General features: G+C 68.4%; 15 protein-coding genes and 1 pseudogene. 11 read left to right on the forward strand and 5 right to left on the reverse strand.

Going from position 1 to position 17,037, the window contains the following annotated elements; translation table 11 throughout:
* Nucleotides 1-606: 606 nt before the first annotated feature.
* Nucleotides 607-1,555: pseudogene (locus tag ASG32_RS26250) on the reverse strand (alpha/beta hydrolase).
* A 129-nt stretch (nt 1,556-1,684) separates the two neighbouring features.
* Between ASG32_RS26250 and ASG32_RS26260 the strand changes: the two are divergent.
* From ASG32_RS26260 to ASG32_RS26270, 3 genes are all read left to right on the forward strand, one after another.
* On the forward strand, nt 1,685-2,602 hold the full coding sequence (locus tag ASG32_RS26260; RefSeq protein ID WP_056532161.1) for a LysR family transcriptional regulator: 918 nt from the start codon (nt 1,685-1,687) through the stop codon (nt 2,600-2,602).
* 294 nt (nt 2,603-2,896) lie between these two features.
* Complete coding sequence (locus tag ASG32_RS26265; RefSeq protein WP_056532162.1) at nt 2,897-3,877, forward strand: alpha/beta hydrolase; 981 nt, start codon at nt 2,897-2,899, stop codon at nt 3,875-3,877.
* A gap of 270 nt (nt 3,878-4,147) precedes the next feature.
* A complete protein-coding gene (locus ASG32_RS26270) occupies nt 4,148-4,924 on the forward strand; it encodes an MOSC domain-containing protein (RefSeq protein ID WP_056532164.1) in 777 nt (258 codons plus the stop codon).
* A 274-nt stretch (nt 4,925-5,198) separates the two neighbouring features.
* On the opposite strand, the gene ASG32_RS26275 is transcribed toward ASG32_RS26270, so the two are convergent.
* Both ASG32_RS26275 and ASG32_RS26280 read right to left on the reverse strand, forming a co-directional pair.
* Nucleotides 5,199-5,828 (reverse strand): enoyl-CoA hydratase/isomerase family protein, encoded by a 630-nt coding sequence (locus ASG32_RS26275; protein ID WP_280141610.1) that lies wholly within the window; start codon nt 5,826-5,828, stop codon nt 5,199-5,201.
* Between the two features lie 338 nt (nt 5,829-6,166).
* Nucleotides 6,167-7,072: a LysR family transcriptional regulator gene (locus ASG32_RS26280; RefSeq protein ID WP_056532166.1), complete on the reverse strand. Its 906-nt coding sequence runs from the start codon at nt 7,070-7,072 to the stop codon at nt 6,167-6,169.
* Nucleotides 7,073-7,194: 122 nt separating this feature from the next.
* Between ASG32_RS26280 and ASG32_RS26285 the strand changes: the two genes are divergently transcribed.
* From ASG32_RS26285 to ASG32_RS26295, 3 genes are all read left to right on the forward strand, one after another.
* A complete protein-coding gene (locus ASG32_RS26285) occupies nt 7,195-7,830 on the forward strand; it encodes a glutathione S-transferase family protein (protein WP_056532168.1) in 636 nt (211 codons plus the stop codon).
* A gap of 83 nt (nt 7,831-7,913) precedes the next feature.
* Nucleotides 7,914-8,588, forward strand: a complete 675-nt coding sequence (locus ASG32_RS26290; RefSeq protein WP_056532170.1) for a peroxiredoxin-like family protein — start codon at nt 7,914-7,916, stop codon at nt 8,586-8,588.
* Between the two features lie 37 nt (nt 8,589-8,625).
* Nucleotides 8,626-9,342, forward strand: a complete 717-nt coding sequence (locus ASG32_RS26295; RefSeq protein ID WP_056532172.1) for an SDR family oxidoreductase — start codon at nt 8,626-8,628, stop codon at nt 9,340-9,342.
* A 14-nt stretch (nt 9,343-9,356) separates the two neighbouring features.
* On the opposite strand, the gene ASG32_RS26300 is transcribed toward ASG32_RS26295, so the two are convergent.
* Nucleotides 9,357-10,289, reverse strand: a complete 933-nt coding sequence (locus ASG32_RS26300; RefSeq protein ID WP_056532174.1) for a LysR family transcriptional regulator — start codon at nt 10,287-10,289, stop codon at nt 9,357-9,359.
* A 275-nt stretch (nt 10,290-10,564) separates the two neighbouring features.
* On the opposite strand from ASG32_RS26300, the gene ASG32_RS26305 reads away from it, so the two are divergent.
* The 5 genes from ASG32_RS26305 to ASG32_RS26325 all read left to right on the forward strand — a co-directional run bounded on the left by ASG32_RS26305 (nt 10,565) and on the right by ASG32_RS26325 (nt 15,856).
* Nucleotides 10,565-11,077: an SDR family NAD(P)-dependent oxidoreductase gene (locus ASG32_RS26305; protein WP_244492212.1), complete on the forward strand. Its 513-nt coding sequence runs from the start codon at nt 10,565-10,567 to the stop codon at nt 11,075-11,077.
* Between the two features lie 67 nt (nt 11,078-11,144).
* Nucleotides 11,145-11,765, forward strand: coding sequence for a (2Fe-2S)-binding protein (locus tag ASG32_RS26310; RefSeq protein ID WP_082558061.1), 621 nt, complete (start codon nt 11,145-11,147; stop codon nt 11,763-11,765).
* Between the two features lie 13 nt (nt 11,766-11,778).
* Nucleotides 11,779-12,786, forward strand: coding sequence for a xanthine dehydrogenase family protein subunit M (locus tag ASG32_RS26315; protein ID WP_056532178.1), 1,008 nt, complete (start codon nt 11,779-11,781; stop codon nt 12,784-12,786).
* On the forward strand, nt 12,783-15,083 hold the full coding sequence (locus ASG32_RS26320; RefSeq protein WP_056532180.1) for a xanthine dehydrogenase family protein molybdopterin-binding subunit: 2,301 nt from the start codon (nt 12,783-12,785) through the stop codon (nt 15,081-15,083). The genes ASG32_RS26315 and ASG32_RS26320 overlap by 4 nt, the downstream gene beginning before the upstream one ends.
* Before the next feature lie 2 nt (nt 15,084-15,085).
* Nucleotides 15,086-15,856 (forward strand): SDR family NAD(P)-dependent oxidoreductase, encoded by a 771-nt coding sequence (locus ASG32_RS26325; RefSeq protein ID WP_056532181.1) that lies wholly within the window; start codon nt 15,086-15,088, stop codon nt 15,854-15,856.
* 4 nt (nt 15,857-15,860) lie between these two features.
* Here ASG32_RS26325 and ASG32_RS26330 read toward each other — a convergent pair whose 3' ends face one another.
* The gene (locus tag ASG32_RS26330; RefSeq protein ID WP_056532183.1) at nt 15,861-16,739 is read right to left on the reverse strand and encodes an alpha/beta hydrolase; all 879 of its coding nucleotides are present in this window, start codon (nt 16,737-16,739) and stop codon (nt 15,861-15,863) included.
* Nucleotides 16,740-17,037 lie beyond the last annotated feature (298 nt).

Below are 17,037 nucleotides of genomic sequence, written 5' to 3' on the forward strand. Positions count from 1 at the left end.
AATCTCTTCAGCCGTATGCTTCTTCCGTCCCATGATGACATCCTCCACATGGCTCAAAGCCATACCTTAGGGAGGACCACTTTTCAGGGGGCAGGCCACTTGTGGCGTCTGAACCTGAGCAGGACAGATTGATGCGCCGATCCTGCTACATGTCAGCCAAGTTGGCGCAAAAAGGTCCCGCAGCTCCAAGCTTTTGGTCGCCTGACGGCAATCCCATCGATTAGGCCAAATCTTGATCCACCCTGTACGCCGCGAGGAGGTTGTCGAGCAGGTATCGAATGGCACATTGCGGCAACGGCGGCTCGTTCAATCAGCTTGGCTCGGTAGAGCAGGGTCCGCCTTCGCAGTAGGCCTATCTCGAAGCAGCCATTCCCCTTTCGGCCAGAGTGCGTCATGCCGAAGCTCGAGTGTTCGCAGAACCGGCCGTTCGGCTCTGCGCCCACACCGGAAATTCCCCGGGCATCGGATATCGCTTGAAAGCGGAAGTCTGTCATGGTTTCGCCGCCGCGAGCAGGCTTCAGGGGAACGGACCGCTTCATCAGAGCGGGCCGTTCCTTTTGTGCCTGCCGTCCTTCAAGCTGCCTTAGGACCCCAGAGATTGTCACTCTAGGCCCTGAGGAAGCTCGCGATAGCCTCAACGATGCCCTTGGCATGCGTCTCCAGGGCGAAATGCCCCGTGTCGAAGAAACGGACCTGGGCGTCCGGGATGTCGCGCCGGAACGCCTCCGCGCCGGCCGGCAGGAAGAACGGGTCGTTCCGGCCCCAGATCGCCAGCAGCCGCGGCCGGTGCGTTCGGAAGTAGGCCTGGAATTCAGGATAGAGCGCCACGTTGCTGGCATAGTCGCCGAACAGGTCGAGCTGGATCTCGTCGACCCCCGGCCTCTGGATGTACCACGCGTCCAGCGCGCTGCCGTCCGGCGAGACCAACGACGTGTCCGGCACGCCGTGCTCGTACTGCCAGCGGATCGAGGTGGGAGTGAGCAGCTCGCGCAGTGCCTGCCGGTTGGCGTCGCTTCGGTCCCGCCAGTAACGCTGGATCGGGTTCCAGCCCTCGCTCAGCCCTTCCTCGTAGGCGTTGCCATTCTGCGAGACGATGGCTGTCACCCGTTCAGGATGCGCCATGGCCACGCGGAAGCCGGTGGGGGCGCCGTAATCGAAGACGTAGAGAGCGTAGGTCTTCAGCCCGATCACCTCGGTGAAACGCCCGACAACCTTCGCCAGCGCGTCGAAGGTGTAGGCGAAGGCGTCGCGCGGCTTGACCTCCGACAGGCCGAAGCCCGGTAGGTCGGGAGCGACGAGGTGGAAGCGGTCGGCCAGCAGCGGGATCAGGTCGCGGAACATGTGGCCGGACGAGGGGAAGCCGTGCAGCAGCAGGAGCGCCGGCTTCGCCGAGGTGGAAGCGGTCGGCCAGCAGCGGGATCAGGTCGCGGAACATGTGGCCGGACGAGGGGAAGCCGTGCAGCAGCAGGAGCGCCGGCTTCGCCGGGTCGCCGGCCTCTCGGTAGAAGACGTTGAGGCCATCGACGTCGACGGTGCGGTAGGTGGTCTGGGTCATCGCTCGTCCTCCTGTGCCGGCGATGCGGCCCATGCCGCACGTCGTCGGTAGGCTCTGGATACAGGCTTGCGTCTTTCGGTATAATCGAGTTTATCCGAGAGTTACTGTTGCCGAGAACGAGAGGGTAGGATGGACCGGCTGGAGGCCATGACCTTGCTGGTCGCCGCCGTGGAGGCCGGGAGCCTTTCGGCCGCCGGACGCAGGCTCGGCATCCCCCTGCCGAGCGTCAGTCGCAAGATCGCAGACCTGGAAGCCCATCTCGGCGCGAGGCTCCTCGTCCGCACCACCCGCAAGCTCACCCCGACCGATGCGGGGGCCGCCTACGTCGAGGCGTGCCGGCGTCTCCTGGGCGAGGTCGAGGAAACCGAGCGGGCGGTGAAGGGCGAGTACACCGAGCCGCGCGGCGAGTTGACGATGACGGCGCCGCTGGTCTTCGGGCGGCTGCACGTCCTGCCGGTTGTCTCGGCGTTCCTGTCCCGGTTCCCGGACATCACCGTGCGCCTCGTCCTCACTGACCGGGCCCTGGACCTCGTGGAGGATCACGTCGACCTGGCGGTCCGCATTTCGCACCTGCCGGACAGCGACCTCGTGAGGGCGCGGCTGGGCACGGTCACGCGCGTGGTCTGCGGCAGTCCCGACTTCCTCTCAGCCCACGGAACGCCCCGGACCCTTTCAGACCTCGCCGAGATCCCGTGCGTGACCTTCAGCGACCTGGCCGCCGGCCCGGCCTGGCACTTCTCCACGCCCGACAGGAAGGCCGTCCAGGTGGTACGGGTACGCTCCCGCCTCCAGGTCAACACGGCCGAGGCGGCGCTCGACGCAGCGGCGGCCGGCGTCGGGCTCGCGCAGGTCCTGTCGTACCAGGCGGCGCCCCTCGTCGCCGCCGGTCGCCAGGTCCTCGTGCTGCGGTCGTTCGAGCTCGACCCGGTCCCGGTCAGCGTCGTCCATGTCGGGCACGGACGCCTTCCGCTCAAGCTGCGGGCGTTTCTCGACTTCGCGACGCCGCGCATTCGCGCGTCCCTGGGTGCCGTCATTCCACCCGCCTGAAGGCCGGCGCACCCGTCGGCTTGGGACGACCGTCCGCCGGGTGAGGAGAGGCCGGCCACATCAGGGAGGCCGGGCCACCCACCTCTCGGAATCCGTAAGGGAAAACTCTGTGTTCTCGCGAGTGCCGATAGTGTTCATCGTGATTAAACTGTCCGGTCCCGAGCCTGAAAGCCGCGGCACGGTCGGGGGGATCACGGCGACGGCGCGTATACCTCTCCCCGACATGCACGACATCCGCGGTCGCGAGGCAAGCCACCCGGACTTTCCCCGGCCCGCACGGATTCGAGTGGAGCGATGAGACAGGATACGGCATTCCAAGAGGGGCCTGCCCGGGCGACGCGACGGAGCATTCTCGCCGGCAGCGTCATGGCGGCAGGCTTAGGCCCGGTCGGCGCCCACGCGGGCGAAACGCGGCCCGCCGGGGTCGCAGAGGTCCGCCACGGCACGGTCCGGGCCGACGGCGTGGACGTCTTCTATCGCGAGGCCGGCCGGCCCAACGCCCCGGTGTTCCTGCTGCTGCACGGCTTCGCGAACTCGTCCTTCTACTTCCGCCATCTCATGCCGAGGCTCGCGGACCGGTTTCGCCTGATCGCGCCGGATCTCCCGTCCTTCGGCTTCACGGTGGTCCCGGACGGGCGCGGCTACGTCTACGACTTCGCGTCGCTGTCTCGAACGATCGAGGCCTTCGTCGACGTCCTCGGCCTCCGGCGCTACCTCCTCTACACGTTCGACTACGGGGCTCCGGTGGGGTGGGATCTGGCGCTCGCGCATCCCGACCGCATCGCCGGCATCGTGTCCCAGAACGGCAACGCCTACCTGGAGGGTCTCGGCGAGGCGGCCTGGGCGCCTCTCAGGGACTATTGGGCGAACGCGGACGAGGCCGCCGTGGAGTCCATCCGCGCCCGCATGACCCTCGACGGCGTCAAGGCACCCTACTTCCACAGGGTGCCCGACCCGTCGGTCATTGAGCCCGAGTCGTACACGCTCGACGCTGCTATCCTGGCCCGGCCCGGCAATGCGGACCGCCAAATCGAGCTCAAGCTCGACTACAAGCGCAACCTGGAACGCTACCCGCTGATCCAGGCCTTCTTCCGGGAGCGCCGCCCGAAGCTCCTCGCCATCTGGGGTCGTAACGACCCCTTCTTCATCCCGCCCGGAGCCGAGGCGTTCAAGCGCGATATCCCGGACGCCCGGGTCCGCTTCCTCGACACCGGCCACTTTGCGCTTGAGACGAATGGGGGCGACATCGCCGAGGAGATACGAGCCTTCTTCTGACGGGCGACGGCCGTCGGCACTCTCCTGTCCGGGCAGACCCTCATCCCGGCCGGCAGCACGGTGCCGGCCTCGGGCGGCATTGCGCAGTCCGCCCCCCGCGCCAAGGCCGCACACGGCCTATCTCCCTTCGTCCCACCCGGACGGAGTATCCCGCGCGAGCGGGCGGACCGGTCGGATCGGTCCGCGAGATGCAATCCCCGCCCGCCGCCCCGAGTCTTCGTCAGGCCGGGCGACGGCATCCCTTCAATCTGACTGGCAAGGAGGGCTGCGATGGCCCCGACCGTCTCCGCTTTGTACCATTACCCGGTGAAGGGGCTGAGCGCGCAGCCCCTGCCCCAAGTGCAGCTGGTCCAGGGCGAGGGCTTCCCGTTCGACCGTGTCTATGGCCTTGCACGGCACGACAGCGGCTACGATCCCATCGACTACCAGCCGCTGCCCAAAACCCGGTTCATCGTCCTCGTCAGGGAGGAGCGGCTCGCGAGCCTGTCGACCTTCTTCGACAGCCGGACGCATCGGCTGGAGGTCCGCGTGCAAGGCCAGCGCGTCCTTGCCGAAAACCTCGATACGGATGCCGGCCGGCGGGCCGTGAGCCGGTTTTTCGCGACCATGTTCGACCTCGGCGCAGGCGAGGAGCCGACGGTGGCGGTGGGCGGCCGCAATCGCTTCACGGACATCTCCGTGCACTCGAAGCAGATGATGAACGCCATATCGCTGATGAACCTCAACAGCGTTCGCGACTTCGGGGCCCGCATCGACGCCCAGATCGATCCCATGCGCTTCAGAGCCAACCTCTATGTCGACGGCCTCGACGCGTTCCGGGAATTCGCGCTGATGGACAAAGAGATCGCGATCGGCTCCGCGAGGCTTCGGATTGTCAGGAGGACTCGGCGTTGCGCGGCCACCGACGTGGACCCAGTCACCGCTGAGCGGAACATGACGATCCCGCGCTCGCTCATGGACACCTACGGTCATCCCGACCTCGGGGTGTACGCCGAGGTGCTACAGGGCGGCACGGTGGAGATCGGCTCCCCCGTCGAGATCCCATGACGGAGACGGCCTGCGAGGTCGACCTTCGTCGGTCGGATGGCGAGCCCTTGCCCGCGTTCGAAGCGGGAAGCCGCCTCGTCGTCCACATCCCGTCCGCGGCGCGCAGAACTCCTTGCTCCGCAACGACGACCGGGAACCGCACCCCCATGTGATCGCCGTCGTGCGTGAGGCGACGCCGCGCGGATGGGACTCGGCTCCGCGGTTGCGGGCACGGCGCTTCAGGCTGTCCTTGCGGGCCCGATGCGCCGTGCGCCGGTTCGGAGCGGCTGTGCGCTCAGGCCTGGGCGGCCATGGTCCGGGCCACGTCGGCGGCGCTGATGCCCTCCAGGGCGAGGCCGTAGCCGGTGCCCTCCTCGACGAGCCGGCGCAGGCGCTGCGTCAACGCGATCCGGGTATAGCGGCCGGTGAGCGGCGGCAGGGCGGCGATCCCGTCCGCGATCTCGTGCGCCCGGACCAGCAGCCTGTCTTGCGGCACGATCTCGTTGACCACGCCCCAATCCTTGGCCGTCTGCGCGTCCAGGACCTGCCGCGTCAGCAGGAAGTAACGCCCGCGAATCGAGCCGATCACCTCAGGCCATAGGATGTGCATGCCGTCGCCCGGCACGATGCCGAACTCGAAGTGCGGCTTGTCCTGGAACACCGTCTCGGGCGTCGCGAGCACGATGTCGGTCAGCAGCGCGTACTCGCTGTGTAGCAGGACCGGGCCGTTCAGCGCGGCGATCATCGGCACCTCGATGTCGAGGATGTTACCGAGCACCTTGCGACCCTCCCGCAGGATCTTGTCGTAACCCTGCGGCGTGAAGAAATCGAAGCCTTCGGGGCTGATCGCGTCCATGAACGCGTCGCCCGCCCCGGTCAGGATCACCGCCCGGTTGTCGCGGTCCTCGCCGATGGCGTGGAACAGGTCGACGAACNTCGGGGCTGATCGCGTCCATGAACGCGTCGCCCGCCCCGGTCAGGATCACCGCCCGGTTGTCGCGGTCCTCGCCGATGGCGTGGAACAGGTCGACGAACTGCTCGTGGGTGTGACCATCGAAGACGAGCTTGCCCCCCTCGGTGTGGAGCATGACCTCCAGCACGCCGTTCGGCTTGCGGGTCAGGCGGGCATTGGGGAAGGCGTCGCGGTAGGTGTCGAAACGGGCCATCGGTGCTGTCCTCGTAGTGGCCGGCCCCGTTCGGTCGGCGTGAGGACGAGGTAGACGGCTCCGTCCGGCGACGGATGACGGCGCGGAGCGATAAGGCTTATGCCGCCGCGGAATGGGCCTCGCCGGTCCCGGCCAGAGCCGCCTGGACGAAGTCGGCGAAGCGGCGCGCCTTCGCGCTCGCCATGCGACCGGTGGGGAAGACCGCCCAGAGATCGATGTCCGGCAGCGTCCAGGCCTGCAGCAGCCGCCGCACCGCGCCGCTCGCCAGTTCCGGGGCGAACATCCAGTCCGACGTGATGGTGAGTCCGATATCGGCCAGCACGGCCGCACGCAGGCCCTCTGCCGCGCTGACCCGTACGCGGCCGTGGACCGCGACCGAGACCTCGGCGCCGTCCCGGGTGAAGGACCAGGCATCGGGCTGCCGGCTGTAGACCACCGCTTCGTGCCCGGCGAGGTCCGCGGGACTGTGCGGCTCGCCCGCGCGGGCGAGATAGCCGGGGGTGGCGAGGACCGAGCGCGCCCCGGTGGCGAGCTTGCGCGCGACGGCGGCCGAGTCCGGCAGGGTGCCCATGCGCAGGGACAGGTCGACCCCCTCGCCGACGAGGTCGATCACCCGGTCATCGAGGACGATCTCGATGTCGAGGTCGGGGTGCTCGGCGAGAAAGCGCGGCAGCATCGGCACCACGTGGAGCCGCGCGAAGGTGGTCGCCGCCGAGACGCGCAGCCGCCCCGAGAGCCCTGCGCCCGCGCCGCGGGCGGCGAGCTCGGCCTCGTCGGCCTCGGCGATGGCCGCCCGAGCCCGCTCGTAGAAGCGCAGGCCCGCCTCGGTGGGGCTCAGGCCATGGGTCGAGCGCACGAGCAGGCTGACCTGCAGCCGGCTCTCCAGCTGCGCGATCGTCTTGGAGACGGCCGGCTGGCCGACGTTCAGGAGCCGCGCCGCGCCCGAGAAGGAGCCCGCCTCCACGACCCGCACGAAGGTGGCCATCGCCTGATACCGGTCCACGCCATTCCTCCCTGGAATGAGCGTTATCGCCCTGGGCTGGCTGCCCTGTCCATCGGGAGGGGTGCATCAATCCGGCCGTCTCCACCGCATCGGCGCGGTGGTCCCGCCGGAGCCAAGTGGACATGTTCGAGGTCTACGCTTTCGCCACGCCCAACAGCATCAAAGTCCCAATCGCCCTTGAGGAACTCGGTCTTCCCTACGTCCTGCACGGCGTGAACGTGCGTCAGGGCGAGCAGAAGGCTCCGGAATTCGTGTCGCTGAACGCGAACGCGAAGGTGCCGGTGCTGGTCGACACCGCGGCGCCCGGCGGCCGGCTGATCCTGACCGAATCCGCTGCGATCCTGGTCTACCTGGCCGAGACGAGCGGCCGGCTGATGCCGCCGGACGGCGGGGGCCGGGCGCGCGTGTTCGAGCAGCTGTTCTTCCACGCCTCCGGGCTCGGCCCGGCCTTCGGGCAGGCGGGCTTCTTCCAGCGCCAGGCCGCCGAGCCGCAACCACTCGCCATCGCCCGCTTCTCGGCGGAGGCGAACCGGACGCTGGGCGTGCTCGACGGCATCCTGGCCAAGCGCCCCTACGTCGCCGGCGACGCCTTCACGGTGGCCGATATCGCCCATTTCGGCTGGCTCTGGCGGCGCGAGTTCGCTGGCGTGAGCTTGGAGAAAACGTCGCATGTCGCCCGCTGGTACGACGCGGTGGCCGCGCGTCCAGCCGTTCAGCGCGCGATGGAGCGGGTGAACGCTCTCGTGCCTCAGGCCTGAGGAACGGCCCGCGCCGAACATCGAGGCGCTCCGGGCAACCGCGGCGCCTTTCCGCCAGCCACCACCCACCGAGGAGAGGACCCATGACTCTGCAATCCAAGCTTGATGCGTTCAAGGCCGACTTCCAGGCCGGCAAGCCCCCCTACAACGTGCCTCCTTCGGTCATCGCGACGATGCATCGGGCCACCGCGGAGCTGATCGCTTCCGGCGCCGCGACCCGCGCCCTAAGGGCCGGAGAACGGGCACCGGCGTTCGCGCTGCGGGACCCGGACGGCCAGCCCGTCTCGTCCGCCGACCTGCTGGCGCGCGGACCGCTCGTGATCAGCTTCTACCGGGGCGTGTGGTGCCCGTACTGCAATATGGAGCTCCAGGCGCTCCAGGAAGCGCTGCCGCAGTTCGAGAGGCTCGGGGCGAGCCTCGTCGCCATCTCGCCGCAGACGGCGGCCAACAGCCGGAAAGCGATCCGCCAGAACGCGCTCGGTTTCCCGATCCTGTCGGACCCGCACAACGACGTCGCGGCCGCGTTCGGCCTGCGCTTCGCGCTGCCCGACTACCTCGTCGGCCTCTACAAGAGCCTGAGGAACGACCTCCCGGCGTTCAACGGCGACGCGAGCTGGACCCTGCCGATGCCCGGGCGCTTCGTCGTCGGACAGGATGGCGTGATCCTCTACGCCGAAGTGAACCCGGACTACACCCGCCGCCCCGAGGCCGAGGACATGCTGCCGGCGCTCCGCCGCTCCGCCTCAATCGCTGCCTGACGCCGTGGACGGACCCACGACCCTGAGGAGATCCAGGATGTCTCGTACCTTTCTCGTGACCGGTGCCAGCAAGGGCATCGGGCTGGCGCTGGCCCACCGTCTCGCCGGCGACGGCCATCACGTCGTCGGCCTCGCCCGCCGCGGCCTCGACGGCTTCCCCGGCACGCTCGTGCCGGTCGACCTCGCCGACGGCGACGCCACCGCCGCGGTCCTCACGGACCTGATCGGGCGCTTCGCGTTCGACGGCGTGGTCAATAACGTCGGTCTGGTGCGGCCGCAGCGGCTCGAGGCGGTCAAGATCCCCGCGCTGGACGAGGTCCTGCGCGTCAACCTCCACCCAGCGCTTCAAACCGTGCAGGCCATCCTGCCGGGAATGCAGCAGCGCGGCTGGGGCCGGGTGGTCAACATCGCCAGCCTCACCGTCCTCGGCAGCGTCGAGCGCACGGCCTACGCGGCCGCGAAGGCGGCGCTCGTCAGCTTCACACGTTCCTGGGCGCTCGAACTCGCCACGACCGGGATCACGGTCAACGCAGTCGCGCCGGGCCCGACCGAGACCGAGCTGTTCCGCGCCAACAACCCGCCGGGCAGCGAGGGCGAGCGGCGCTACCTCTCCGGGGTGCCGATGGGGCGCTTCGGCCGGCCGGAGGAGATCGCCGCCGCCATCGCGTTCGTGATGTCGAACGGGGCGGCGTTCATGACGGGGCAGACGCTCTACGTCGACGGCGGTGCCTCGATCGGCCGGGCGGCGCTGTAGCCCCCGGACGCGTCTCACCGGGTCGTGGCGGCATCGAGCTCGTTGTCGCCGCCGACCAGTTGCAGGCACCACTCGGTAAAGGCGCGGACCTTGGCGGCGCGATGCTGGCGCGACGGATAGATCGCGTACAGGGGGAAGGTCTCGTCGGGCCAGTCCGGAAAGATCTCGACGAGCTTGCCGCTCGCTACGATGTTCCGGCTGCCGAGCTGCATGACCTGCGCGATCCCTGCGCCTTCGCAGCAGGCGCCGATCATCGTCTCGACGTCCGACACCATCAGGCGCGCCGGCTGCCGCACGGGGATCACCTCGTTGCGGCGGCGGAACTCCCATTCGAAGGGGCGACCCGTCAGCGGATCCTGATAGTCGATGCAGGCGTGGTCGCGGAGGTCTTGCGGGTGCGCGGGGCGGCCGTGCGCAGCGAGGTACGCCGGCGAGGCGACCGTCAGGATCCGCGTCTCCAGGAGTTTGCGCGCGGTGAAGCCCGCCACCGGCGGATCTCCGAACCGGAGCGCCATATCGAAGCCGTCAGCGACGAGGTCGCCTATCTGATCGCGCATGATCAGTTCGAGCCGCAGCTCGCGATGGATCGCGAGGAAGCGCGTCAGTTCCCGCGACAGAACCAGACGCGAGAAGAACGGGTCGACGTTCACCCGCAGGCGCCCGCGCACCGTCGACGCGCTGCCAGCCGCTTCCAAGGCGGCTTCCTCAATCCCGTCGAGATGCGGGCCGACCCGCTCCCAGAAGCGTCGCCCCTCGTCGGTGAGCCGCAAGGTCCGGGTCGTGCGATCGAGCAGGCGCACGCCGACACGCGCCTCCAGTCGCTGGATGGCACGACCGACGCCGGACTGGGTGAGGCCCAGGGCCTCAGCCGCCCGAGTCATGGTCCCGGCCTCCACCACCGCCATCAGGATCGTCACGCCGGCGAGCAGTCGGCCATCGTAAGGCATCGTTCCATGACTCTTCGTCCGGAATGATCGGACAGAACGACGCCAATTTCTTCGATGCCTCTGCGCCACATCAGTCTGCGTCACCGCAGAGGAGGCACGCATGACGGAACGATCGACGGCGCTCGTCGTCGGCGCTTCGCGCGGACTGGGGCTCGCCCTCGTGCAGGAGTGGCTCGAGCGCGGATGGCGCGTGATCGCCACGGCGCGGCCGCTCCGACCCGCTCGAGGCGCTCGCGAGCCGCTTCCCCGGCAGCCTCGCGATCGAGAGGGTCGACATCAACGATGCCGGCACGGTCCGCGCGCTACGCGAGCGCCTGAGCGGTCGACGCGTCGACGTCCTGTTCATCAACGCGGGCATCGCGCGCGCGATCGACGGGTGTCCGGCCGGCGCATCGGAGGCGGATTTCCTCGACACGATGCTGACCAACGCCTTCTCGCCCGTGCGGGCGGTCGAGCTGCTGCACGATCTGGTGCCGCCCCGAGGCACCGTCGCGATCATGAGCTCAGAGCTCGGCAGCATCGCGAACGCCACCGGCGGCTGGCAGCTCTACGCGTCCAGCAAGGCCGCCCTGAACATGCTGATGAAAGGCTATGCGGCGAAGCGCCCCGACGACGGGCATGCGTTGCTCCTCGTCGCCCCCGGCTGGGTGCGGACCGAGATGGGCGGCAGCGACGCGGCTCTATCGATCGAGGACAGCATTCCGTTCGTGGTCGACATGATCGACGCGAACCGCGGCAGGCCGGGGCTGCGCTACGTCGACCGGTTCAACCATTCGCTACCCTGGTGACCGGGTGCCTCGTGGAACAAATGGATCTGACAGCATAGCGAGCAGCGGACTACGGAGGAGAGCGGAGATGTCGACTGATAAAGTGTCGGCGGATGCACGGAGCCCGACGGCATCGGCGCAGCCTGATTTCACCTTCGCGGTACACGATCCGCTCGCAGCGGTGCCGTTACGGCTGCATGTGAATGGCGCGGACCACCATGTCAGCGTCGAACCCTGGACCACGCTGCTGGACGCTCTGCGCGAGCGCGCCGGCCTCACGGGCACGAAGAAGGGCTGCGATCACGGCGCCTGCGTGGCCTGCACGGTCATGATCGACGGACGGCGTGTTCTATCATGCCTGACGCTGGCGCTTTCGGCACGCAACGGCGCCATCGTCACGATCGAAGGACTGACCCCCGGCGACGGCACCCTTCACCCGATGCAACAGGCCTTCGTCGATCACGACGCCCTCCAGTGCGGCTACTGCACGCCGGGACAGGTCGTCTCCGCCGTCGCCATGCTGGCCGAGGCCGATCGGCGTTGGCCGAGCGCGGCAACCGATCCGATGCGGGACTTCGCCGGTCGAGTCGACCTCGATGAAGGCGAGATCCGCGAACGGATGAGCGGAAACCTGTGCCGCTGCGCCGCCTATCAGAACATCGTCGCCGCCGTGCGCGAGGTGGCCGCGACCACCGCCGCCGAAGGCTGAGGAGGCACCCGCCATGCAACCCTTCGGCTATGTCGAACCGCGAACACGCGACGAGGCGATCAGCCTGGCCCATGACAATCCGGAGGCACGCTTTCTCGCCGGTGGCACGACGCTGGTCGACCTGATGAAGTCGGGCGTGATGCATCCTGTTCTCTTGATCGACTTCAATCGCCTGCCGGGCATGGCCGAGATCAAACAGGCGGATGACGCACTCGAAATCGGCGCGCTCGCCCGGATGAGCGATGTCGCGGTCCATCCGGCCATACGCGTGCACGCCCCGGGCCTGTCGGAATCGCTGCTGTCGGCGGCCTCCGGCCAGCTGCGCAACATGGCCTCGATCGGCGGCAACCTGCTCCAGCGCACGCGCTGCCTCTATTTCCGCGACCGAAATTTCCCCTGCAACAAGCGCGAGCCCGGAAGCGGCTGCGGCGCGATCGGCGGTGAGAACCGCAATCTGGCGATTCTCGGTACCTCGGAGCGGTGCATCGCCAACTATCCCGGGGATTTCGCGGTCATGCTGGTGGCGCTGGACGGCACGGTTCATCTGCACGGCCCGGATGGCGTGCGCAGCGTAGCCGCCGCGGAGTTCCATCGCCTGCCCGACGCGTCGCCGGAGATCGAGACGGTGATCGCCAGCGGCGAGATCGTGACCGGCGTCACCGTGCCCGTCGATGCTCTGAGCCGCCGATCCCACTACCTGAAGGTGCGCGACCGCAGCTCGTACGAGTATGCGTCCGTTTCTGTCGCCGCCGCCGCGGAGTTCGAGGAGGACGGCACGATCCGCGATGCCCGGCTGGCCCTGGGAGGGCTCGCCGCGAAGCCGTGGCAGATCGAACGGGCTGCCGAGATCCTCGCCGGACGCCGTCCCGACGATGCGGCTGCGCTCGCCCAGCTCGCCGACGTCGCCCTCGACGGCGCGCGTCCGCAAACCGGTAACGCCTACAAGCTCCCGCAGGCCCGGGCTGCCATCACGCGGGCGCTGCAGACGCTCGCTCGTCGCCAAACGGAGGTGCACGCATGAGTGCAGCCATACAGCCCAACACTGGCCGCCCGATGCCCCGCATCGAAGCGGGTCTCAAGGTCTCCGGCGCGATCGCCTACACCGGTGACATCGGTATCCCCGATCTGCTGCATGCGGTGCTGGTGCCGAGCCCGATCGCCCGCGGCACGATCCGCACGGTGGACACCACCGCCGTCGAGGCGGTGCCCGGCGTCGTGCGCGTCTTCACGCCCGAGACGATGCCGAAGCTACCGAGCGTACCCGAGCAACCCGATTGGGACATCATGTACGGCTCGGCCTTCGTGCCGATGGCGGACATGACGATCCACTACGCCGGCCAGCCGATCGGGCTCGTCCTGGCCGAGACGCTCGAGGCCGCACGGCACGCGGCGACGCTGCTCCGCTTCGCGTTCACCGAGGACGCACCCGTCGTCAGCCTGGACGGCGGACCCGACCTCTCCGGCGAAGCCTACCACGAGCCCGAGCAGGTCTGGCTTGGCTTCCTCGCCGGGTATCTTCCCGCCACGGTCAAGCGCGGCAAGGGAGCGGTCGCGCTCGACGACGCCGACGTTTCGATCGAAGGGAGCTGGCGGCTCTCGAACAACCATCACAACCCGATGGAGCCGGTCGCATCCACCGCGGTCTGGGACGGTGCGGACCGCCTGACGCTCTACGAGACCAGCCAGCACGTCTACAATCACCGCAACGGGCTGGCCAAGCTGCTTGGCCTGCCGCGCGAGAACGTCCGCGTGGTGACGCACTACGTCGGCGGCGGCTTCGGCTGCAAGGGGCCGGTCTGGTCCCATAGCTGGCTGGTGGCTTTGACGGCGCGGGAAGTCGGTCGACCCGTTCGGCTCGTACTCAGTCGCGCCCAGATGTACACCTCGGTCGGCTTCCGCGAGGAGCAGCGCATCGACCTCCGGCTGGGCGCGACGCGTGACGGCAGACTGGTCGCGGCCGATGTGACCAAGCTGTCGGCGACGCCCGCCTGGGAGGATTGGGTCGAGCCGAGCTGGTACCCCTTCACCTTCATGTACGATCTGCCGGCGCTCGAGACGCGCTGCCGGCTCCGGCGCGCGAACGTGATGGCCCCGACGTTCATGCGCGCGCCGGGAGAGGCGCCCGGGATGCTGGTGCAGGAATGCGCGCTCAACGAACTCGCGGCGGAGCTCGGCATCGACCCGATCGAGTTGCGCCTGCGCAACCACGCGGATGTCTATCCGGTCGACGGCAGCCCCTGGTCGAGCAAGCGGCTGAAGAACTGCTACCGCGTCGGAGCCGAGCGCTTCGGCTGGTCCTCGAGAAATCCCACGCCGCGCTCGATGCGTGCGGACGGGATGCTGATCGGCATGGGCATGGCGAGTGCCTCGCACACGGTCTATCGGCAACGCGCGCAAGCACGCGTGACCGTCACGGCGGACGGCACGGCGCATGTCGCGTCGGGCGCGACCGATATCGGCACCGGCAGCGCGACCTTCCTCCGCCAGATCGTCGCCGATGAACTTGCCCTCCCTCTCGACTGGGTCCTGCCGCTGATCGGCGACAGCTCGCTGCCCGAGGCGCCGATGCAGGCGGGCGCGTCCCTGACAGGCTCGCTGGCCCCCGCCGCGATGACGGCCGCGCGCGACCTGAAGACCAGGCTGCTGGAGATGGCCATCGGCCAGGACGAGAGCCCTCTGCATGGCCGCAACGCCGGCGATCTGGAGCTGAACGATGGGCGCATCGTCGCCGGCGGCAAAGAGACCAGCGAGACGGTCACGACGGTGCTCCGCCGCGCAGGCCTCACGCGGATGTCGTGCGACGGCCGGTTCGATCCCGGCGGCGTCGGGCAGGTCCGCTCGGGCGATCCGGAGCGCGATGCGCGGGAGGGGCCGCGCGGCATGCACAGCTTCGGCGCCATCTTCGCGAAGGTTGCGGTCGACCCCGAGCTCGGGCTGATCCGGGTACGGCAGCTCACCGGAGTCTATGCCTGCGGCCGAATCCTGAACCCCAAGCTCGCCGAGAGCCAGCTGATCGGCGGCATCACCTGGGGGATGAGTCAGGCCCTGTTCGAGTCGACCCACATGGACCCGCGCTTCGGCCGGTTCACCAACACGAACATGGCCGAGTACATGATCCCGGTGAACCTCGACGTACCGACGATCGACGTCACGTTCCTCGACGATCCCGACCCGTTCATCAATCCCGCAGGGGTGAAGGGCGTGGGCGAGATCGGCATCACCGGTGTCGCCGCCGCCATCTCGGACGCGGTCTGGCACGCGACCGGAAAACGTCTCCGGCACACGCCGATCCTGGCCGAAGCATTGCTGGAGGACTGACGATGGCCCGTATCTTCATCACAGGATCGTCGGACGGCCTCGGGCTCATGGCGGGCGAACTTCTGGCCTGCGAGGGCCATGAGGTCGTGCTGCATGCGCGGAACACCGATCGCGGCGAGGCTGCGCGACGGGCGCTTCCGAACGCGGCCGCCGTCGTCATCGGCGATGTCGTCACCATCGCCGGCATGCGATCCGTGGCCGAGCGGGCCAACGCCATCGGGCGCTTCGACGCCGTCATCCACAATGTCGGTATCGGCTATCGCGAGCCCCGACGGATCGAGACCGAGGACGGCCTGAGCCATCTCTTCGCGATCAACGTCCTTGCGCCCTACGTGCTCACGGCCTTGATGGAGAAGCCCGACCGCCTCGTCTACCTGAGCTCGGGCATGCACCCGGGCGGTATCCCGGACATGGACGATCTCCAATGGACCAGACGGCGCTGGAGCGGCTCGCAGGCCTACGCGGAAACGAAGTTCCTGGACGTGCTGCTGGCGTTCGCGGTGGCGCGGCGCTGGCCCGCGGTGCGGTCGAACGCCCTCGAACCGGGCTGGGTACCGACCCGTATGGGTGGCCCCGAGGCGCCGGACGATATGACAGCCGCGCCCGTGACCCAGGCGTGGCTGGCGGTCGGAGACGGCCTGGCAGCCCATGCCACGGGCCGGTACTTCTATCACCAGCGCGAGAAGTCGCCGGAGCCCGGCACCCGTCGCGTCGCGCTTCAGGAAGCTCTGCTCGACCGATGCGCGGCGCTGTCTGGAGTGTCGCTGTCCTAGATCGTCACGCCGGCGGTAGGCCTGGACGTCCCGTGAAGCGAAGAATGGCCTCCGCGAAGGCGTGGGCCTTTTCGATATGGGCGAAGTGGCCGCTCTGCTCGAAGATCCTGAGCTGCGCCTGCGGTAGCAGATCCGCCAGCAACACCGCGTGGCGCGGGCCGAGAATGAAGTCGTCGTTTCCGGCGACGACGAGCGCCGGAACCTGCAAGGCGGAAAGACGGTCGCGGACGTCGAAGGCTTGGCCATCGCCCACCAGCAGGGTCGCCTGGAGCCGGCGCTGCAGGGTCTCGAGGATGTCGGGCCAGCACCGGAAGTCCGAGAGGTAGGCCGGCAGGAGGTCGCGCAATGCCGCCGTATAGGCGTCATCCGTGCGAATGGTCGGGATTGAGCCCCAGGCCCTCTCGACCGCTGCGGCCTCTTCCGTACCCGCATTGCGCGACACGAAGGAGGCGATCTCGGTTCCAGCGGCGGCCATGAAGTGGCCGCCCGTGTAGGCCGCGCCAGCGTACAGGATCAGACCGGCGACGCCGACCGGTCGTTTGAGCGCCGCCTTCAGCACCACGAAGGCGCCGTGCGAGTGGCCGAGCAGGTAGGGATCGGCGATGCCGGCCGCGTCGATGAACGCGAGCAGCTGTTCGGAGAAGCGGTCCACGCTGTATCCCTGGGGATGGGTCGCGAGGCGTCCGGACGATCCTGTGCCGATCGGGTCCAGATACACCATGGTCAGGTTCTCTTCGAGCAGAGGCAATCGCAAGTAGCTGGCCTCAATCTCGGGGCCACCGGAATGCACGATGCAGTAAGGTCCAGTGCCTGACGCGTGATAATGTTGCTCTATGCCGTTCACAGCGATGCTGTGCGTGCCAAGCGCGATGGCCGATGGCATGGCAGATCCTTCTATATATTGGGTTGCGGGAGGGGCGGCCCGCAGATCCACGTTTCCGTACTTCAGGGTATGCCGCCCGGGCCTGCGCGAATACGTCTTCGGCTCGGAATCGAGCCCGGCGCGGTGCCTCGACGCGCTCGACATACAAAGCGCAACGATTTCAGGATCGCCAGCTTACATACCACCACTCTGCAGGTCGCTCGTGATTACCCAGGCCTGTGATGGCGGGGTTCAGGCGCCGATGGTTTTGAGGACGGTGCTGAAGGGGCTGCTGCCTGTGATGCGGGCGGTGTCGACG

Source organism: Methylobacterium sp. Leaf361 (genome assembly GCF_001424445.1).
In the GTDB taxonomy this organism is placed as follows: domain Bacteria; phylum Pseudomonadota; class Alphaproteobacteria; order Rhizobiales; family Beijerinckiaceae; genus Methylobacterium.

Coding starts and splice junctions, on each gene's coding strand:
- ASG32_RS26260 (WP_056532161.1), top strand. CDS start 1,685: ATGGACCGGCTGGAGGCCATGACCTTGCTGGTCGCCGCCGTGGAGGCC.
- ASG32_RS26265 (WP_056532162.1), top strand. CDS start 2,897: ATGAGACAGGATACGGCATTCCAAGAGGGGCCTGCCCGGGCGACGCGA.
- ASG32_RS26270 (WP_056532164.1), top strand. CDS start 4,148: ATGGCCCCGACCGTCTCCGCTTTGTACCATTACCCGGTGAAGGGGCTG.
- ASG32_RS26285 (WP_056532168.1), top strand. CDS start 7,195: ATGTTCGAGGTCTACGCTTTCGCCACGCCCAACAGCATCAAAGTCCCA.
- ASG32_RS26290 (WP_056532170.1), top strand. CDS start 7,914: ATGACTCTGCAATCCAAGCTTGATGCGTTCAAGGCCGACTTCCAGGCC.
- ASG32_RS26295 (WP_056532172.1), top strand. CDS start 8,626: ATGTCTCGTACCTTTCTCGTGACCGGTGCCAGCAAGGGCATCGGGCTG.
- ASG32_RS26300 (WP_056532174.1), bottom strand. CDS start 10,289: ATGCCTTACGATGGCCGACTGCTCGCCGGCGTGACGATCCTGATGGCG.
- ASG32_RS26310 (WP_082558061.1), top strand. CDS start 11,145: ATGTCGACTGATAAAGTGTCGGCGGATGCACGGAGCCCGACGGCATCG.
- ASG32_RS26315 (WP_056532178.1), top strand. CDS start 11,779: ATGCAACCCTTCGGCTATGTCGAACCGCGAACACGCGACGAGGCGATC.
- ASG32_RS26320 (WP_056532180.1), top strand. CDS start 12,783: ATGAGTGCAGCCATACAGCCCAACACTGGCCGCCCGATGCCCCGCATC.
- ASG32_RS26325 (WP_056532181.1), top strand. CDS start 15,086: ATGGCCCGTATCTTCATCACAGGATCGTCGGACGGCCTCGGGCTCATG.
- ASG32_RS26330 (WP_056532183.1), bottom strand. CDS start 16,739: ATGCCATCGGCCATCGCGCTTGGCACGCACAGCATCGCTGTGAACGGC.